Source organism: Saliniramus fredricksonii (genome assembly GCF_900094735.1).
Classification (GTDB): Bacteria; Pseudomonadota; Alphaproteobacteria; order Rhizobiales; family Beijerinckiaceae; genus Saliniramus; species Saliniramus fredricksonii.
This window is the reverse complement of record NZ_FMBM01000003.1, coordinates 111,388-129,849: the sequence shown is the minus strand read 5'-3', so window position 1 is coordinate 129,849 and position 18,462 is coordinate 111,388. Positions and strand designations below refer to the sequence as shown.

The 18,462-nt window shown below is 65.0% G+C and carries 19 protein-coding genes; 17 read left to right on the top strand and 2 right to left on the bottom strand.

Annotation, left to right across the window (positions count from 1 at the left end):
• Positions 1–22: 22 nt before the first annotated feature.
• The 6 genes from GA0071312_RS17925 to ldtR all read left to right on the top strand — a co-directional run bounded on the left by GA0071312_RS17925 (position 23) and on the right by ldtR (position 4,247).
• Entirely contained in the window at positions 23–613 is a 591-nt protein-coding gene (locus GA0071312_RS17925; protein WP_074446406.1) for a cytochrome c oxidase assembly protein, read from the top strand.
• A 151-nt stretch (positions 614–764) separates the two neighbouring features.
• A complete protein-coding gene (locus GA0071312_RS17920; protein ID WP_074446405.1) occupies positions 765–1,607 on the top strand; it encodes a cytochrome c oxidase subunit 3 in 843 nt (280 codons plus the stop codon).
• Positions 1,608–1,815: 208 nt separating this feature from the next.
• Entirely contained in the window at positions 1,816–2,109 is a 294-nt protein-coding gene (locus GA0071312_RS17915) for a DUF983 domain-containing protein (RefSeq protein ID WP_338056880.1), read from the top strand.
• Positions 2,110–2,117: 8 nt separating this feature from the next.
• Positions 2,118–2,918 (top strand): SURF1 family protein, encoded by an 801-nt coding sequence (locus tag GA0071312_RS17910; RefSeq protein ID WP_074446403.1) that lies wholly within the window; start codon positions 2,118–2,120, stop codon positions 2,916–2,918.
• A 111-nt stretch (positions 2,919–3,029) separates the two neighbouring features.
• Entirely contained in the window at positions 3,030–3,422 is a 393-nt protein-coding gene (locus GA0071312_RS17905) for a DUF4149 domain-containing protein (RefSeq protein WP_074446402.1), read from the top strand.
• A gap of 312 nt (positions 3,423–3,734) precedes the next feature.
• On the top strand, positions 3,735–4,247 hold the full coding sequence (gene ldtR / locus GA0071312_RS17900) for a transcriptional regulator LdtR (protein WP_074446401.1): 513 nt from the start codon (positions 3,735–3,737) through the stop codon (positions 4,245–4,247).
• A gap of 15 nt (positions 4,248–4,262) precedes the next feature.
• Here ldtR and nth read toward each other — a convergent pair whose 3' ends face one another.
• Positions 4,263–4,901: an endonuclease III gene (nth, locus tag GA0071312_RS17895; RefSeq protein WP_238947327.1), complete on the bottom strand. Its 639-nt coding sequence runs from the start codon at positions 4,899–4,901 to the stop codon at positions 4,263–4,265.
• 155 nt (positions 4,902–5,056) lie between these two features.
• Here nth and GA0071312_RS17890 point away from each other — a divergent pair, with 155 nt between their 5' ends.
• The 3 genes from GA0071312_RS17890 to GA0071312_RS17880 all read left to right on the top strand — a co-directional run bounded on the left by GA0071312_RS17890 (position 5,057) and on the right by GA0071312_RS17880 (position 7,164).
• On the top strand, positions 5,057–5,593 hold the full coding sequence (locus GA0071312_RS17890) for a DUF2244 domain-containing protein (protein ID WP_338056879.1): 537 nt from the start codon (positions 5,057–5,059) through the stop codon (positions 5,591–5,593).
• Positions 5,590–6,021, top strand: a complete 432-nt coding sequence (locus GA0071312_RS17885) for a hypothetical protein (protein ID WP_074446398.1) — start codon at positions 5,590–5,592, stop codon at positions 6,019–6,021. The genes GA0071312_RS17890 and GA0071312_RS17885 overlap by 4 nt, the downstream gene beginning before the upstream one ends.
• A 66-nt stretch (positions 6,022–6,087) precedes the next feature.
• On the top strand, positions 6,088–7,164 hold the full coding sequence (locus tag GA0071312_RS17880; protein ID WP_083204770.1) for a D-TA family PLP-dependent enzyme: 1,077 nt from the start codon (positions 6,088–6,090) through the stop codon (positions 7,162–7,164).
• A 23-nt stretch (positions 7,165–7,187) separates the two neighbouring features.
• Here GA0071312_RS17880 and GA0071312_RS17875 read toward each other — a convergent pair whose 3' ends face one another.
• Positions 7,188–7,769 (bottom strand): peroxidase-related enzyme, encoded by a 582-nt coding sequence (locus GA0071312_RS17875; RefSeq protein ID WP_420819979.1) that lies wholly within the window; start codon positions 7,767–7,769, stop codon positions 7,188–7,190.
• Positions 7,770–7,950: 181 nt separating this feature from the next.
• Here GA0071312_RS17875 and GA0071312_RS17870 point away from each other — a divergent pair, with 181 nt between their 5' ends.
• The 8 genes from GA0071312_RS17870 to GA0071312_RS17835 all read left to right on the top strand — a co-directional run bounded on the left by GA0071312_RS17870 (position 7,951) and on the right by GA0071312_RS17835 (position 18,458).
• Positions 7,951–12,783, top strand: coding sequence for an NAD-glutamate dehydrogenase (locus GA0071312_RS17870; protein WP_074446395.1), 4,833 nt, complete (start codon positions 7,951–7,953; stop codon positions 12,781–12,783).
• Positions 12,784–12,878: 95 nt separating this feature from the next.
• The gene (locus GA0071312_RS17865; RefSeq protein WP_074446394.1) at positions 12,879–14,180 is read left to right on the top strand and encodes a glutamate-5-semialdehyde dehydrogenase; all 1,302 of its coding nucleotides are present in this window, start codon (positions 12,879–12,881) and stop codon (positions 14,178–14,180) included.
• Between the two features lie 117 nt (positions 14,181–14,297).
• Positions 14,298–14,912: a DUF1285 domain-containing protein gene (locus GA0071312_RS17860; RefSeq protein ID WP_074446393.1), complete on the top strand. Its 615-nt coding sequence runs from the start codon at positions 14,298–14,300 to the stop codon at positions 14,910–14,912.
• Positions 14,912–15,544 (top strand): CoA pyrophosphatase, encoded by a 633-nt coding sequence (locus tag GA0071312_RS17855; protein WP_074446392.1) that lies wholly within the window; start codon positions 14,912–14,914, stop codon positions 15,542–15,544. Before GA0071312_RS17860 ends, GA0071312_RS17855 begins: the two co-directional genes overlap by 1 nt.
• Positions 15,541–15,798, top strand: a complete 258-nt coding sequence (locus GA0071312_RS17850) for a DUF6111 family protein (protein ID WP_074446391.1) — start codon at positions 15,541–15,543, stop codon at positions 15,796–15,798. The genes GA0071312_RS17855 and GA0071312_RS17850 overlap by 4 nt, the downstream gene beginning before the upstream one ends.
• Positions 15,799–15,807: 9 nt before the next feature.
• Entirely contained in the window at positions 15,808–17,085 is a 1,278-nt protein-coding gene (locus tag GA0071312_RS17845; protein ID WP_074446390.1) for a CCA tRNA nucleotidyltransferase, read from the top strand.
• A 78-nt stretch (positions 17,086–17,163) separates the two neighbouring features.
• Positions 17,164–17,445: a hypothetical protein gene (locus GA0071312_RS17840; protein WP_074446389.1), complete on the top strand. Its 282-nt coding sequence runs from the start codon at positions 17,164–17,166 to the stop codon at positions 17,443–17,445.
• 86 nt (positions 17,446–17,531) lie between these two features.
• Positions 17,532–18,458 carry a methylated-DNA--[protein]-cysteine S-methyltransferase gene (locus tag GA0071312_RS17835; RefSeq protein ID WP_074446388.1) on the top strand — a complete coding sequence of 309 codons (927 nt, stop codon included), beginning with the start codon at positions 17,532–17,534 and terminating at the stop codon, positions 18,456–18,458.
• Positions 18,459–18,462 lie beyond the last annotated feature (4 nt).

Below are 18,462 nucleotides of genomic sequence, written 5' to 3'. Positions count from 1 at the left end.
ACAATGTTCGTACAGGGATGTCATGACACAGCATAATCACAGCCCCGCGCAGAAACAGGCAATGCGCAAGACGGTGGTCACCTGCCTGGGCGTCGTGTTCGGCATGGTCGGGCTGGCCTATGCATCCGTGCCGCTCTACGACCTGTTCTGCCGCGTGACCGGCTTCGGCGGCACGCCGATGGTCGGTACCGCCGATGCCGGGACAGTGCTGGAAGAGACAGTGCGGGTGCGGTTCGATTCGAACGTGGCACGGGCGCTTCCCTGGGAATTCGACGCCGAGCGCTCCGTCGTGCAGACGCAGATCGGCCAGACCGAGACCGTGTTCTACCGCGTCGCCAACATGGCCGATCAACCGGTCGACGGCATGGCGACCTACAACGTCTCGCCCGAGAAAGCGGCGCAGTATTTCGTCAAGCTGCAATGTTTCTGCTTCGAGGAAAATACCCTGCAGGCTGGTGAGGAGATGGATTCGGCCGTCGTCTTCTACGTCGATCCCGCAATCGTCGAGGATCCGGACTTCGAGAGCATGCGCACGATCACGTTGTCCTACACCTATTGGCCGGCTGCGGGTGGTGATCCGATCACGACGTCTGCGCTCGACACCACCGAGTGAGCCTCCAAGCATCTGCGCGGCGAAAGCCGGACGGGGAAAACGGGTGATGAAATCGGGCTTGCGCATCGCGCGACTTGATTTTTTCTTCCCAGAGTTGGAAAACGCCGATAGATATCCGAAGGAACGCGGATAAGGCACCGGAGACAAGAACATGGCCGACGCCCACGCCAAGAAACACGATTACCATCTCGTCGATCCCAGCCCCTGGCCGTTCATCGGGTCATTGAGTGCGCTGATTCTCGCCGTCGGCTTCATCGCCTTCATCCGCGACATGCCGATTGCCGGTCTCCAGATCGGCGGTCTCGTCTTCGGCCTTGGTATCATTGGTGTGCTGTACACCATGGCTGCCTGGTGGGTGGATGTCGTCAAGGAAGCGCAGGCGGGGGATCACACCCGCGTGGTGCAGTTGCACCATCGCTACGGGATGATCATGTTCATCGCCTCGGAAGTGATGTTCTTCGTGGCGTGGTTCTGGGCCTATTTCGACGTTGCGCTCTTCCCCTCCGATGCGATCCAGTTCCAGCGCGCTGAACTCACGGGCGGCGTCTGGCCGCCGGAAGGGATCAAGACCTTCAACCCCTGGCATCTGCCGCTCTTCGGCACGCTGATCCTGCTCACGTCCGGCACCACGGTGACCTGGGCCCACCACGCGATGATCGAGAACGACCGTCAGTCGGTGAAGTGGGGATTGTGGCTGACCGTGCTGCTCGGCGTGGCCTTCAGCTTTGTTCAGGCCTATGAGTACATCACCGCCTATTTCGGCTTCTCGGGCCACATCTACGGCGCGACCTTCTTCATGGCGACGGGCTTCCACGGCGCGCATGTCATCATCGGGACGATCTTCCTCGCCGTCTGCCTCTGGCGGGTCTATCTCGGCCATTTCACGCCGAAGCAGCATCTCGGCTTCGAGTTTGCCGCCTGGTACTGGCACTTCGTCGACGTGGTCTGGATCTTCCTCTTCGCCTCGATCTATGTCTGGGGCTATGGCGGTTGAGCGCATCCCGGGATGACACGGCGCCTTCAGCGCACTACATCAAGGGCGGCCTTCGGGTCGCCCTTTTCGCTTGAGGCGCAAGCAGGGACTGCGTCGTCACATATCCAGGACGCATCAAGGATCAATCATGGCGTATCAACCGGGAAACGAACCGTCCCCCGTCGCAGCCGGCCTGCATGGGCGGTGTCCCCGCTGTGGCGAGGGGCACATGTTTGACGGGTTCCTCGCTCTTCAGAAGACATGCGAGCAATGCGCGCTCGATTACGATTTCGCCGATTCGGCTGACGGGCCGGCCGTGTTCATCATGTTCATCGTCGGCTTCGTCGTGGTGGGGCTCGCCATGTGGGTCGAATTCACCTTCATGCCGCCGATCTGGCTGCATCTGGTCATGTGGTTTTCATTGACGATCGCGCTGGCGCTCGTCCTCGCGCGCCCGCTCAAGGGGGTGATGATTGCCCTGCAATACCACCACCGCGCCGAGGAAGGGCGCCGCGAGAAGTGAATACACCGATGCCTGATCCGCAGGTCGCATCTCCGGGAGCGTTTGCGGGCTCACATCGTTCCGGCCCGTCGAACCGCGCGCTGATCGCCGCCGCGATCGCTACCGTGATCTCGCTCGTCATCCTGATCAATCTTGGCAACTGGCAGATGGAGCGCCTCGCCTGGAAGGAAGGGCTGATCGCACAGATGCAGGCGCGCGCCTATGGCGAGCCGGGTGCAATCCTGCCGCCGGAGCAATGGGCCGATTACGTGCCGCAGGAGGAAGAGTATCGCAGGGTCAGCGTGACCGGGCGATTCCTGCATGGGGAAGAGGTCGCCGTGCACGGGCTGATGCCGACCAGCACCCGCGGTAATCCCGTGCAGGGCTTCTATCTGCTGACCCCGCTCGAAATTGCAGAGGGTGCGCTGGTCTTCGTCAATCGCGGCTTCGTACCGACCTCCATGCGCGATCCCGCCGCCCGCCCCGCGCCCCCTCCGGAAGGGGAGGCCCGCCTGACCGGCCTCGTGCGCGCGCCGGAGGAGCGGGGGCTGTTCGTGCCCGAGAACATTCCGCAGGACGAGCGCTGGATGGTGCGCGATATCGCGCAGATGGCCGATGCGCGGGGTCTCGCCGGGGTCGCGCCGTTCTATATCGATGCGGAATTCGATCCCGGCGCGCCGGACTGGCCGCGGGCTGGGGCCACCGTGCTCGATCCGCCCAACAACCATCTGCAATACGCCCTGACCTGGTACGGCCTGGCCGCCGTGCTCGCGGTGATCTTCCTGTTCTATGCCCGCCCGCGCCTGCGCAAGCTGCTGCGGCGTCGTTGAAGGCTGCGGCGTTTTGAACCGCCGCGTCATTGCAACACTTTCATTGTGCCTGCTCTATGTCACGGGTCGCAAGAGGCGCGTGGAAGTCACGCCGTGGCGGGGAGGAGAGCATTGATGTCGGTGGCAGCCCTGATCGTCGTCGCGCTTCTGTTCGGAGGCATGGTGCTCTATGCGTTCGGTTTCGCCGCCTTCGTCTTCAAGGCCTTGCCGGCGGAGGCGGCAGGTACGCTGATCCGCCAGGCTTTCCCGCATTTCTATTTTTTCGTCATCGTCGTATCCGGGCTCGCAGCATTGCTGCTGGTGCCTGTGGACGGGGTGAGTGCGACGCTGATGGCGCTCGTCGCGGTGAGCACCATCCCCACGCGACAGGCCCTGATGCCGGCGATCAACAATGCCCGCGATGCCGGCGCCATGCGCCGCTTCGCCTGGCTGCATGGCGGATCGGTGGCGATCACGCTCGCGCATATTCTCGTCAGCGGCTACGTTCTGACGCGTTTCATCTGAACCGGATTCACGCTCTCCAGGCAGGTCACGGCCAGTGCCGGGAGGCGTGTTCGCGCCCTGCATGTTCCCCACCGTCAATCTTTCTCCGGCATGGAAGTTACCAATCCGGAAAGGTTAATCAAATACATATCTTGCGAGCACTGGCCCAGCTTGAGAAATCGCTGATGGTTTCGCATTTAAATTTGATTCACGACAATAGGTAAACTTGAAATTCATCCTGTTATTTAAACTCGTTTTCATCCGCGAAACTTATGTTCGTCTCAGAAACAGATCGGGCTCCATGGCCTGGCATCAACAACAGTGAGGCGCGTTATGAGCAATCTTGCGAAAGCTTTGAAGGATCCGGTGGAGCAGGCGGAAGGTACGGAGATCAAGCCGCAATATCTGGAGGCGCTGCATCTCGTGGAACGCCTGCATCGCCGCCTGCTTGACGTCATCAAGGACGAGTTCGAGCGGCGCGGGCGTGACGATGTCAACAGCGTCCAGGCGCTGCTCATCTACAATATCGGCGACAAGGAACTGACCGCGAGCGAATTGCGCACGCGCGGCTATTATCTCGGCTCGAACGTCTCGTACAACGTCAAGAAACTGGTCGAGATGGGCTATCTGCACCATGCCCGCTCGCGGGTCGACCGCCGCTCGGTGCGCATCAGCCTGACCGAGAAGGGGCGCGACATTCACGACATGGTGCGCTCGCTCTATGAAAAGCACTCGCGCACGATCCAGCCGATCGGCGGCATCTCGGACGAGGATTTCGAGCGCCTCAACACGGCTCTGAACCGCCTCGAGCGCTTCTGGACCGACCAGATCCGCTATCGGCTGTGATCGCTGGAGGCGGGTTCAGGAAGGCAGGGTCTTGTCGCGGTAGCGGCACAGATCGATGATCGGGCAGCGCGGGCAATCGGGTTTGCGCGCCTTGCAGATATAGCGCCCGTGCAGGATCAGCCAATGATGGGCGTGGCGGCGATAGGGGGCGGGAACGATCGGCGTCAGCGCCGCTTCCATCGCGTCGGCGGTCTTGGCGTATGCCAGCGGAATCCTGTGCGCCACACGGAAAATATGGGTGTCCACCGCAATGGTGGCTTCGCCGAAGGCGATATTGACCACGACGGCGGCCGTCTTCTTGCCGACACCGGGCAGCTTTTCGAGCGCCGCGCGCGATGGCGGCACGGCGCCGCCATATTGTTCCACCAGGATCCGCGACAATGCGATCACGTTCTTCGCCTTGGCCCGATACAGGCCGATGGTGCGGATCTGTTCGCGCACCGCGTCCTCACCCAGAGCCAGCATCGCCTCCGGTGTGTCGGCGCGCGCAAACAGCCGGCGCGTCGCCTTGTTGACGCCGGCATCCGTCGCCTGGGCCGAAAGCACCACCGCGACGAGCAATGTATAGGGGTCGCGGTATTCGAGATCCGAGCGCGGTTCGGGATTGGCCCTGGCCAGACGGGCGAAGATTTCCTTGCGGGCTTTCGGCCCCACCGGTTTCGGAGACGCGGATCCGGACGACGCGGTTTTTGGTGCGGTCGATCCGGTCTCGCGCGCGGGCGCGGCTTTTCGTCTCGCCTGGGTCACCCGGCGCCCTCCCTTCAATCTGATCCGTAACGCGTTATAATAGGTAACTTGTTTGCGGCAAGATGTTCGGACAGGTAGTGCGCATGGTATCCCCCGATCTGCGCCCGGCAGGGCAGACAGCGCCGGAAGAGCCGGTCTTCGCTGCGGTGATCACGCCGCATCGCTCGCTTGATCGCGATTCGACGCGGCTGGTGCTCACCCTGTGCTGCATCGCGACAGTCGTCTCCAGCATCCCCTTCATCGTGCTCGGCGCCTGGCCCGTGGCCTGGTTCTTCGGGATCGATCTCGCGGCTCTGTTCCTCGCCTTCCATCTGAACTTCCGCTCCGCCAGGCGCATGGAGGAGGTGATTCTCACGCCGATCGATCTGCTCTTGCGCCGCATCGGCCATCGCGGCGAGCAGTTCGAGCAGCGCTTCAACCCCCTCTGGACGAAGCTCGACCGGCGCGAGGACGACGAATTCGGCCTGCAGGAGATCTGCCTCGTCTCGCGGGGCGAGCGCGTCGTGATCGCGCGCGATCTCTCCCCGCATGAGCGTGAAAGCTTCGCCCGCGAGTTCGGCGCGGCGCTCGCCCGGGTGAAGAAGGGGGCGCCGGTTTGAATCCGGCTTCGCGCCTGCTTGCGGTGGCGCTCGCATCGTCCGTGGCCATGCTCGGTGCCGGTCCGGCGCTGGCGGAGATCATCACCCTGAACGTCGAGAACCGGTATGGCGCGCCGCTGGAATTTCGCGCCGGCAGCGGATTTCAGGGGCGGCTTGATGCAGCCATGCCCCGCGTGATCGCACCCGGCGAGACGATCACCCGGCGGCTGCGTACGGCGTTTCCCAACAGCCAGGGCGGCGGCTTCCGTTATGGGGATGGTACGGGACGCGAATGCGATTTCGGCATGTCGCGTCTGCGCGATCCCGGCGGCCCCTGGCAGATGCCGGTTCTGCGTGCCCGGGCCTCGCGCGCGGGGATCGGTTGCCGGGCCGAGCCAGAATCGATCGAGCCCGGTGGAGATTTCAGCATCCGGTTCATTGTCGAGTAGGCGTTGATGCCAGCTCCTCACCGGTTATCCTGCACGTCAATGCAGGTGCTACCGGGGGAAACCAGCATGGCCGCACTCAAGGACATCATCGCGCGTGATTACGGCACGCCCGCCGTGGTCATCGATCTCGACATCGTCACGCACAACATTGCGCGGCTGCAGGCGGCCTGCGAGGCGCGCGGGCTGGAAAACCGCCCGCATATCAAGACCCACAAGAGCCCTGAACTCGCCGCCATGCAGCGCGAAGCCGGCGCGGCGGGGATCACCTGTCAGAAACTCGGTGAAGCCGAGATCATGGCCGATGCCGGCTTCGACGACATCCTGATCAGCTATAACCTGATCGGCGAGGAGAAGATCGCCCGGCTCGCGGCGCTGATCCCGCGCGCGCGCATCATCGTCGCCGCCGACAATCCGGTGGCAGTTGATGCCTATGCCGAGGCGGCCAAACGCGCCGGCAAGCCGCTGGAAGTGATCATCGAATGCGATACCGGGCGCAAGCGCGCCGGCGTCGAGAGCGTGGCCGATGCGATTGCACTGGCGGAGCGGATCAAGGCCAGCCCGCAGCTGCGCTTTGCCGGGTTCATGCTCTACAATCCCGAAGACGCGGTGGCGCAGACGCAGGCCTTCCTCGACGAAGCCCTCGCCGGCATCCGCGGGCTCGGCCTCGAGGCCTCGATCATCTCGACCGGGGGCACGCCGAATCTGAGCAATCTCGGGCGGATTCGCGGCACCACGGAGCACCGTGCGGGCACCTATATCTTCAACGACCGGATGATGCTCGCCTGCGGCGCGGCCGAGCTCGCCGATTGCGCCCTGCATGTCTATACGACGGTGGTCAGCCGTGCGGGACCCGAGCGCGGCATTCTCGATGCCGGTTCCAAGACGCTGACCTCCGATATCGGCGGACTCGACGGGCACGGCCTGATCCGCGAATTCCCCCAGGCCAGGATCGCGCGCTTTGCCGAGGAACATGGCTTTCTCGATCTCTCGGCAAGCTCGCGCAAGCCGGCAATCGGCGATGTCGTGCGGGTGATCCCCAACCATGTCTGCGTCGTGGTCAACATGGTCGACCGCCTCATCGCCGTGCGCGGCGACGAGGTGGTGGGTGAGATACCCGTGGCCGCGCGAGGGCGGATCGTCTGAGGCGCAGCGCGGAGCGGGCCGGGTCAGCGGAACTGGCCGTGATATTCCGGATTGGGGCGCATATCGACGGCGGATGCCATCCGGTTCGACATGTTGAAGAATCCGGCAACAGCGCCGATATCCCAGATGTCGCGCTCGCTGAACCCGGCTGCGCGCAGTGATTCGCGATCGGGTTCGTCGATCGCCCAGGGCTCGCGGGTCAGCTTGTCGGCGAAGTCCAGCATGGCGCGGTGGCGCTGCGAGAGTTTCGCGGCGCGGTAATTCACCGCCATCAGCTCGCCGAGGATCGAATCGCCGGAATATTGCCGCACGGCGGCACCGTGAGCCGTGACGCAATAATAGCAGTGATTGCGACCGGAAACGACCACCGCGATCATCTCCCGCTCGAGCTTGGAGAGCCCGGAGGGTGCCAGCATCAGATCGTTATAGAAACCGGCGAAAAGCGCGAGCTTGGTGTCGTCATGGGCATAGGCGCGTAGCACATTGGGTACGAATCCGAGCTTCTCGTTGCATTTGTCGAAATAGCCCTGCATCTCCGGCCCGAGCGTCGCGGGCGGCAGGTCGAGCGCCATAACGCTGTCGTCGCGATCCTGCGGCGGGGGCATTTCACCGGATTTTTTGTGCGCTGCATCGGATTTTTCCGGGTTTTGACCCGCATTTTTCGAATCCATGGTCCTTCCTCCGCAATTTTTGTTGTAGGAATGGCTGAACTCCGGTTCGAGCGGAGTTCCACGGCGTATCACCCTCACGCGCCGGCGTAACAAAGGCAAGAAGGATCGCAAGATCATGACGCGCGACGCGGCCAATCCCCTCTCGGCAGCTTCCCAGGCCCTCGCTGACAAGAGCCGCCGGCTCACGCCGCCCGGCATGGTCTCCTGCCTGTTCGGACGCGCGCCGGTGGAGGATCTGGCGCAATATACGCCCGATGCGCTGGCCTCGCTCGCGACCTCGGCGCATGAGCATCTGATGGCGCCACGCCGGCCCGGGCACTGGGATATCCGCCTGCTGGATTTCGAGATGGTCACCGAGGAGCATCGCCGGGAATATACCGTGGTGCAGGTCGTCAATGACGACATGCCCTTCCTGCTCGACTCGACGCTCTCCGAACTCACCGATCAGGGTTACGAGCCGCATCTCGTCGCGCATCCGATCCTCGCCGTGAAGCGCGACGACGAGGGTGAGCTGGTCGGCTTCGAAGGCGAGGCGACGCTGGCGCCGAGGCCGTCGATCCAGCGCGAGAGTCTCATCCACATCCATATCGACCGGATCGACAGGCCGGAGGCCCGAGAGCGCCTGATTGCCGGCCTGCAGCGCGTCTATGCCGATGTATCGGTATCCGTCGCGGACTGGTCCAAGATGCGCGCGCGGCTGATCGACGTGATCGGCGATTATCGCGACAACCCGCCACCTCTGCCCCAGGACGAAACCGAAGAGGGGCTGGCTTTCCTCGACTGGATCGTCAACGACAACTTCACCATCCTGGGCGTGCGCGAATATCGCTTTCCCGATGGTGATGCGGCGGCGGATGTGGTCGAGGGTTCGGGGCTGGGCATCCTGCGCGATCCGTCGGTGAAGGTGCTGCGGCGCGGCTCCGAACTCGTGATCATGACGCCGGAAATCCGCGAATTCCTGCAAAAGCCGCGCGCGCTGATCATCACCAAGGCGAATGTGAAATCGCGCGTGCACCGGCGCGTGCATCTCGATTACATCGGCGTGAAGCTGTTTTCACCGGACGGCACGCTGGAAGGCGAATTGCGCGTCATCGGGCTGTTTACGGCCAACGCCTATACCGGCTCCACCGCCACGGTGCCCTTCCTGCGCCTGAAGGTGCAGAAGATTCTCGAGCGGGCCGAGTTCGATCCGAAAAGCCATGCCGGGCGCGCGCTGCTCAACGTGCTTGAGAGCTATCCGCGCGATGAACTCTTCCAGGTCGAGGAGGATACGCTCTACGCCTTCGCGCTGGAGATCATGAGCCTGTCGGATCGCCCGCGTGTGCGCGTTCTGGCGCGCCCGGACAATTTCAACCGCTTCGTCTCCGTACTCGTCTTCATCCCCAAGGATCGCTACGACACCAATGTCCGCCGCCGGGTCACCCAGTTCCTCGCCGGCGTGTTCGAAGGGCGCCCCTCGGCGGCCTACCCCGCCTATCCCGAAGGCATGCTCGCGCGCACCCATGTGATCATCGGGCGCGACGAGGGTGAGACCCCGGTGATCGATCGCGCGGTGCTGGAAAAAGGCGTCAGCGCCATCGTGCGCACCTGGGGCGACGCCTTGCGCGAGGAGCTGATGGACCAGCTCGGCGGTGCCCGCGCGCGCCAGCTCGCCAATACTTATGCGGATGCGTTCAATGCCGCCTATCGCGAGGCGTTCGATGCCCGTGACGCGATTCGCGATATCGGCTCGCTGGAGCGTCTTTCGGATGAGCGCCCGCGCGCGGTGGATCTGTATCGGCGCGAAGGTGATCCGCTCACGCGGGTCAATCTCAAGGTCTTCTCCCGGGGCGCCAGCATCCCGCTCTCCGAGCGCGTACCACTGCTCGAAAATCTCGGTTTCCGGGTGGTCAACGAGCGGACCTACCGCGTCACGCCCGCAGGTCTGCGCGAGGAACAGGGCGTCTGGCTGCACGACATGACCCTGGAGCGCGCCTCGGGTGGCGATCTCGACATCGCCGCGATCGAGCGCCCGATCGAGGCGGCCTTGCTGGCCCTGTTCCGGGGGCTGGCCGAATCGGACGGGTTCAACAAGCTCGTGCTCGAGGCCGGGCTCGGCTGGCGCGACGTCGCCATGATCCGGGCGCTCGCGCGCTATCTGCGTCAGGCGCGCATCGCCTATGCGCAGGATTACATCGCCAATACGCTGGCCCGCAACGGTGCGATCGCGGAGATGATCGTCGATCACTTCTATGCCCGCTTCGACCCTCATGCCGCGAGAAAGCGCACGCCTGACGAGGCGCAGGCGAAGACGCGCGAAAAAATCGAGGCGGCGCTCGCCGATGTGGCGAGCCTCGACGATGACCGCATCCTGCGCCGTTTCGTCAATCTCATCGATGCGGGATTGCGCACCAACTATTTCCAGATCGGCGAGGACGGCCATCCGCGCTCGACCATCTCCTTCAAGTTCGATTGCGCGCGCGTCGAGGGCCTGCCACTGCCGCGTCCGCTCTTCGAGATCTTCGTCTACAGCCCCCGCGTCGAGGGTGTGCATCTGCGCTACGGCAAGGTCGCGCGCGGGGGCTTGCGCTGGTCGGACCGCCCGCAGGATTTCCGCACCGAGGTGCTCGGTCTCGTCAAGGCGCAGCAGGTCAAGAATGCGGTGATCGTGCCGGTCGGCGCGAAGGGTGGCTTCGTGCCCAAGCAATTACCCTCCCCCTCCGACCGTCAGGCCTGGCTGGAGGAGGGCACGGAAAGCTACCGTATCTTCATCCGCACCCTGTTGCAGCTCACCGACAACATCGTCGATGGCGAAACCATCCCGCCAGCGGATACATTGCGCCATGACGGCGACGACCCCTATCTCGTCGTCGCCGCCGACAAGGGCACCGCCACCTTCTCCGATACGGCCAATGCCATCTCGCTCGACAAGAACCACTGGCTCGGCGACGCCTTCGCCTCGGGGGGCTCGAACGGCTATGATCATAAAAAGATGGGCATCACCGCGCGGGGCGCCTGGGAGGCGGTGAAGCGCCATTTCCGCGAGATCGACATCGACATCCAGAACGAGCCCGTCACCGTGTCCGGCGTCGGCGACATGTCGGGTGACGTCTTCGGCAACGGCATGCTGCTCTCGCGTGCGCTCAAGCTCGTCGCGGCCTTCGATCACCGCGACATCTTCATCGATCCCGATCCCGACCCGGCCCGCTCCTGGGAAGAGCGCAAGCGGCTGTTCGACATGCCGCGCTCGACCTGGCGCGATTACGACGAGAAGCTGATCTCGAAGGGCGGCGGCGTGTTTTCGCGGCAGGCGAAGTCGATCAGTCTGACGCCGGAAATCCGCAAGCTCCTCGATCTCGACAAGGAGCGCGCCACCCCGCAGGAGGTGATGCGCGCCATTCTCGCGATGCGGGTGGATCTGCTCTGGTTCGGCGGTATCGGCACCTATATCCGCGCCGAAAGCGAGAGCGACGACGAAGTCGGTGATCGCGCCAATGATTCGATCCGCGTCACCGGCAGTCAGTTGCGTGCCCGGGTGATCGGCGAGGGGGCCAATCTCGGTGCCACCCAGCTCGGGCGCATCGAGGCGGCGCACAAGGGCGTGCGTGTCAATACCGATGCGATCGACAATTCCGCCGGGGTGAACACCTCCGACGTCGAGGTCAACATCAAGATCGCGCTGACGGAGGCCGAGCGCAGCGGCCAGCTCTCGCAGGACAGCCGCAACAAGTTCCTCGCGGAGATGACCGACGAGGTCGGCCAGCTCGTCCTGCGCAACAACTATCTGCAGAGCCTGTCGCTGTCGCTCTCGCAACGGCGCGGCTCGCGGGAGATCGGCTTCCAGCGCCGTCTGATGCAGATGATGGAGCATGAAGGGCGGCTCGACCGGGCGGTGGAATATCTGCCCGACGAGGGCGCACTCACCGAGCGGGCCCTGCGCGGCGAGGGGCTGACGCGGCCCGAACTCGCGGTGCTTCTGGCCTATGCCAAGCTCTCGCTCTACGACCGGCTGCTTGACAGTCCGGTGCCGGACGACCCCTATCTGGGGCGGGAATTGCAACGCTACTTCCCCAAGGTGATGCAAGACCGCTTCGGCGATGCCATCGAGAATCATCGGCTGCGGCGCGAGATCATCGCCACCCAATTGTCCAACGCCATCGTCAATCGCGGCGGCGCCACTGTGATCGCCCGCCTCGTCGACGAGACCGGCGCGGATGGCGCCACCATCGCGGCGGCCTATGCCACGGTGCGCGAGACCTTCGACACGATCGGGCTCAACCAGGCGCTCGATTCCTGCGACAACCGTATCGCGGGTGAGTTGCAGCTCTCGCTCTACGCGCAGGTGCAGGATCTGACGCTCAACCGGATTGCCTGGTTCATCCGCCATGTCGATTTCGGCAACGAGCCGCTGGAAGCAATCATCACGCGTTTCCGCGACGGCATCGCGGCCTTGCGCGATTCGCTTGAGACGACCCTGCCGGAAGCCTCGCTGAAACTGTGGCGTGACAATGCCCGCGCGCTTGCCGGCAAGGATGTCGATCCCGATCTCGCCCAGCGTCTGACCGCCCTGCCGATCCTCTTCGCGGGACCGGATATCGTGCAGATCGCCGAGGAGACCGGGCGCCCGATCTCCGAGATCGCGAGCACCTATTTCGCGGTTGACGACACGTTCAAGCTCAGCGCACTCGTGGCGCAGGGGCGTGAGGTGACGATCTCGGATTACTATGACGGCCTCGCCCTCGACCGCGCCATCAGCGGCGTCGCCCTCGCCCATCGCCGGCTCACCGCCGAGATCGCCGGCGATATCCGCGATGTGACGGGATCGGAAGCGGTGACGCTCTGGGGCCAGAATCGCGGCGGGGAGGTGGTGCGTATCCGCTCCTCCGTCGATGGTATCGTCGCCTCGGGGCTGAGCCTGTCGAAGCTCACGGTTGCGGCGAGCCTGCTCGGCGACCTGGTGAAAAGCTGATATCCACCGCGCGACAGCCGGGCGATTTCGCTTTCGCCCGGCCCCGGCTTTCGGATAGATAGCGGCACGGACCATACGGATCGAGAGTTGCGATCATGGATGCAATGAGTGAAGCACGCGGCGAAGCGCACGGGGATGGCGATGTCGGCACCCTGATGCAGGCTATCGGCACCCGTGCCCGGGCGGCGGCGCGGCGCCTCGCACGCGCACCGGAATCCGGCAAGAACGCCGCGCTCGCCGCCATGGCGGAGAACCTGCGCAAGGCCGCGCCGGAGATCCTCGCGCGCAATGCAGAGGATGTGGCGCTCGCCCGCGAGGCCGGGCAGAACGCCGCCTATCTCGACCGTCTCTCCCTCGACGCGGCGCGGATCGGAGCGATCGCTGCGGCGGTCGAGGCGATTGCGGCCTTGCCCGACCCCGTGGGACGGGTACTGGCTGGCTTCGAGAGGCCGAACGGCCTGAAAATCGAGCGTGTCGCCACGCCGCTCGGGGTGATCGGCGTGATCTTCGAGAGCCGCCCCAATGTGACGGCGGATGCCGGGGCCCTGTGCCTGAAGGCGGGCAATGCCGCGATTCTGCGCGCGGGTTCGGATTCGCTCGGCACGGCCATGGCGATGGCGCAGGCCATGCGCGCCGGGCTGGCCGAGGCGGGCCTGCCGGAAGATGCCGTCCAGATCGTGCCCACCCGTGATCGCGCGGCGGTGGGTGCCATGCTCACCGGTCTTCAGGGCTGCATCGACGTGATCGTCCCGCGCGGCGGCAAGAGCCTCGTGGCGCGTGTGCAGGAGGAAGCGCGCGTGCCGGTCTTCGCGCATCTGGAGGGGATCTGCCACGTCTTCGTGCATGGCGATGCCGATCTCGCCATGGCGCGCGCCATCGTGAAGAACGCCAAGCTTCGCCGCACCGGCGTCTGCGGCGCCGCCGAGACTTTGCTGGTCGATGAAGCCTGTGCGCAGACACATCTCGCCCCGCTCGTCACCATGCTGCTGGATGCCGGCTGCGCCGTGCGCGGCGATGAGCCGACCTGCGCCGTCGATCCGCGTGTCACCCCCGCCAAAGATGCGGATTGGGATACCGAATATCTCGACGCGATCATCGCCGTGCGCGTGGTCGCCGGTCTCGACGGGGCGCTCGAACATATTGCGCGCCATTCCTCCGCCCATACCGAATCGATCATCACGCAGGATGAAGCCGCCGCGCAGCGTTTCCTGGCGGAGGTCGATTCCGCCATCGTGATGCATAATGCCTCGACGCAATTCGCCGATGGCGGGGAGTTCGGCTTCGGCGCAGAGATCGGCATCGCCACCGGGCGCATGCATGCGCGCGGCCCGGTCGGCGTCGAGCAGCTCACCTCGTTCAAATACCGCGTATGCGGCACGGGCCAGACCCGTCCGTGAGGCGCATCCGTCGAGCGGGTTCGTGAAGGCGGGTTGGCAATCCGGGCGATGAGACCCATCTGAAGGCGGAGCAGCCGGGGCTTGCCCCCGGCCCGGGCCACAGGGCATCATTGCGTCATGACGAAGATCAGGACCAGCGAACCAGACGATCCAGGTGCTGCCGGCGATGCCTTCGCGCGGCTTCTCGCCGCTGCCGGGGACCAGAAGGGCAAGCCGCCGGTCGAGCGCTGGAATCCGGAATATTGCGGCGAGATCGATATGCGTATCGCCGCCGATGGCACCTGGTTCTATCGTGGCACGCCGATCGGGCGTCAGAAGCTGGTGCAGCTCTTCGCCTCCATCCTGCGCAAGGATCCCGAGCGGTACGTCCTGGTCACACCGGTAGAGCGGGTCGGGATCGATGTGGAGGACGCTCCGTTTCTCGCGGTCGAGATGGCGGTCGCGGGGGAGGGGGCGTCGCGGGCCCTGTCGTTTCGCACCAATGTCGACGACCTGGTACAGGTCGGCCCGGATAACCGGCTTCGCTTCGAGACGCAGCCCGATGGCGGGGTGAAGCCTTATCTGCGTGTGCGCGGCGATCTATGGGCGCTGGTGACGCGGGCGCTGATGTTCGATCTCATCGAGATGGGCGAGGAGCGGATCGTGGATGGCAAGACCGTCTACGGCCTTGATGCCGGCGGCGTGTTCCATGTGATCGCAAGCGATGGCGGGCATGCTCCCGGGATTGCCTGATGCCATGCGGGCGCGATGCCGAGGATTTCGTGACGCGTGCTGCCGGGCGTCTGCATCGGGCGCCGCCGGATTTCGATGCGCCGCGCGGTGATCACGATCTCAATCCCGACTGGCTCGAACCGGAGGCGGGACGGCGCTACAAGCCGGCGGCGGTGCTCGTTCCGGTGATCATGCGCCGGCACGGCCTCACCATCATGCTCACTCATCGCGGCTCGGCGCTGCGGGCGCATTCCGGGCAGATATCCTTTCCCGGCGGCAAGGTCGATGACGGCGATTCCGGCCCGCTATCCACGGCCTTGCGTGAGGCGCAGGAGGAGATCGGACTGGCTGCGGGCCATGTCGAACTGATGGGCTATGGCGATGCCTACCGCTCCACCAGCGGCTATCTGGTGACGCCGGTGGTGGCGCTGGTGGAGGAGGGGTTCCGGCTGTCTCTCAATCCGTTCGAGGTGGCAGAGATTTTCGAGGTGCCGGTCGCTTTTCTGATGAATCCCGAAAACCACGAGGTGCAGGTGCGGCTTTGGAACGGGCGTTTGCGTCAATATTATGCCATGCCCTATGACAGGCATTATATCTGGGGCGTGACCGCCGGCATATTGCGGCATCTCTACGAGAGGCTCTATCATCCATGACACGCGCTCTCTTGACGGAATTCGCGTTCTTTCTGATTCCGTTCGCGATCTTCTTCATCTATCTGCTGCTGCGTCAGCGTAATCCGCTGACGTTCTCGGCCTGGGAAAAGTCCATACCGATCCTTGTCCTGGTCGGCGGCGGGCTGGTCGTCGCATCGCTGCTCTATACCGGCTTCACGGCCGAGCGCAGCACGGGGACCTACACGCCGCCGAGCCTGCAGGACGGTCAGGTTGCGCCCGGCCGTTTCGACTGAGCGTCAAACATGGCCAATCTGCCGCCCGGCCTTGATCGCCGCCATCTCGACGCCATCCTGGACGAGCCGCGCCTGCGCCGGCTGCTGGCCGTGCTCGATGGTCACGGCGAGGAGACGCGTGTCGTCGGCGGCGCTGTGCGCAATGCACTGTTCGGGCGTCCGGTCAAGGATGTCGATCTCGCCACGACCGCCCTCCCGCAGGTGACGCAGGCACGGGCGGAGGCGGCGGGGTTCAAGGTGGTGCCGACGGGAATCGCGCATGGCACGCTCACGGTGATTGTGGCTGGCGAACCGTTTGAGGTGACGACGCTGCGCGAGGATGTGGAGACGGATGGTCGCCACGCGGTGGTGCGATTCGGACGCGATTTTGCCGCCGATGCGCTGCGGCGCGACTTTACCATCAACGCGCTCTCGGTCTGTGCGGATGGTGAAATCCGCGATTATGCCGGCGGTCTCGACGATATTGCCGCGCGCCGGGTGCGCTTCATCGGATCCGCGCGCGGGCGCATCCGGGAGGATTATCTGCGGATCCTGCGCTTCTTTCGCTTCTTCGCGGAATACGCCACGGGGCCGGTCGATGCCGAGGGGCTGCATGCCGCGATCCATGAGCGGGCGGGGCTGGAGCGGCTGTCGCGCGAGCGTATCCGCAGCGAGTTCCTGCGCCTGCTTGCAGCGCCGCGCGCCCGCGAGACCGCCGCGCTGATCACGCATGCCGGTCTGCTCGATCGTCTGACCGGCGGGATCGGCGATCCGGGGCGGCTGGCGCGCGTCATCGCGCATGCGCCGCCCGACCCGGTCCTGCGTCTCGCCGCCTTCGATGTCGCGAGTGGCGCCGATGCGGCGCGGCTGGTGGAACGGCTGCGGCTGTCGAATGCCGAGGCCGCCCGGCTCGCCGCCTATGCCCGCGCCTTTCCGGCCCTGCGGGGGCGTATGCCGGCGCCGGATGCGATGCAGATCCGGCGCCTCGTCGCGGAATTCGGCGTCGAAGCCGTCAGCGATGCGGCCTATGCTCTGGATGGTGAGCCGCGCCCGGTCCTCGATGATCCGGCCCGCGCGGCGCTCGCGGCGTTTCGATCCGGTGCCGAGCCGGTACCGGAAATGCCGCTCGCCGGGCGCGATCTCCTGGCACGGGGCGTGGCACGCGGACGCATGATCGGCGCGGCACTGGCCCATGCACGGGAAGCCTGGCTCGCCGGCGGATGCCGTGGCGGAGAGGCCGAGCGTGAGCGCCTCATCGCGATCGCCATGGAGGTCGCCGGGCAGAGTGCGGGCGCACGATCGCGCTGATTCGCCAAAAGTCGGAAAAGGCGGCATGATCAGGTATCTGGCGATGCCTTGTGGCGAAGAGATGCGGGACAGACAGCCATGGTGCGATCGGGAAATCGGAACCGTCCCGAAGACATCGCGCGGCGCGTGGCGGATCGGTTCAACAGGCAGGATTCGTCTGCTGATGCCCGGCGCGGACAAGCGCGCGACGTGTTCAGCCGCGAGACCTTCCGCCTGCCGCGCGAGCAGGCCCGCGAGACGGCGCGCGCCTGGTTCGAGCGCTATCCCAAGGCCGCCTACATGACCCGGGTCGAAAGCTGGCGGGTGATGGATGACGGGCGTATCGAATTCACCATGCGCCGCCTGCCGAGCGCCGATTGAACGGATCATCCCGATGTCCGGATTCGGGTGTCGCGCGGTCGCACAGATCGCCTAATCTGCCAGAAGATGCAGGAGTCCGTTCGATCATGTCGTCATCGCGAACCGTCGCAGATACCGTGTCGTGCGCACAGGCCGCCGAGCCTGTGGCCGATCCCGGGCAGCATGCCCGCGATTACGAGCAGGTGCGCGCCATCATCGCGCATATCTCGCAGAACTGGCGCGACCAGCCCGATCTGGAGCGCATCGCGGCCGATCTCGGCCTCTCGCCGGTGCAGGTGCAAAGGCTGTTCCGGCGCTGGGCCGGGCTGACGCCGAAGGCGTTTCTGCAGGCTGTTACACTGGATGCGGCCAAACGCATGCTCGCGGATTCGGCGAGTATTCTGGATACCGCCTACGAGACAGGGCTGTCGGGGCCCTCGCGCCTGCATGATCTCTTCGTGACGCACGAGGCGCTGTCGCCGGGCGAGTTCAAGAGGCGCGGCGGCGGGGTCGGCATGCTCTACGGCTATCACCCCACGCCCTTTGGCGAGGCGATCATCGTGGCGACGCCGCGCGGGCTGGCGGGGCTCGGCTTCGTCGATGACGGCGCGCGTGAGGCCGCGCTTTCCGACATGCGCCGGCGTTGGCCCAATGCGGATTTCACGCATGATGACGCCGCGACGGCGGATCATGCAGCGCGCATCTTCTCGCGCGAGGCGTGGCGTCCGGATCAGCCGCTGCGCGTGGTCATGATCGGGACGGATTTCGAATTGCGGGTCTGGGAGACGCTGCTGCGCATCCCGTTCGGGCATGCGGCGACCTATTCCGATATCGCCCGGCAGATCGGGCGCCCCAAAGCGGCGCGGGCCGTCGGGGCGGCGGTGGGCCGCAATCCGATCTCCTTCGTCGTGCCTTGCCACCGGGTGATCGGACGCTCCGGCGCCCTGACCGGCTACCACTGGGGGCTGACCCGCAAGCGGGCCATTCTGGGATGGGAATCGGGGCTCGTCACCGCTGATGAGACGGGCGCCTGAGCCA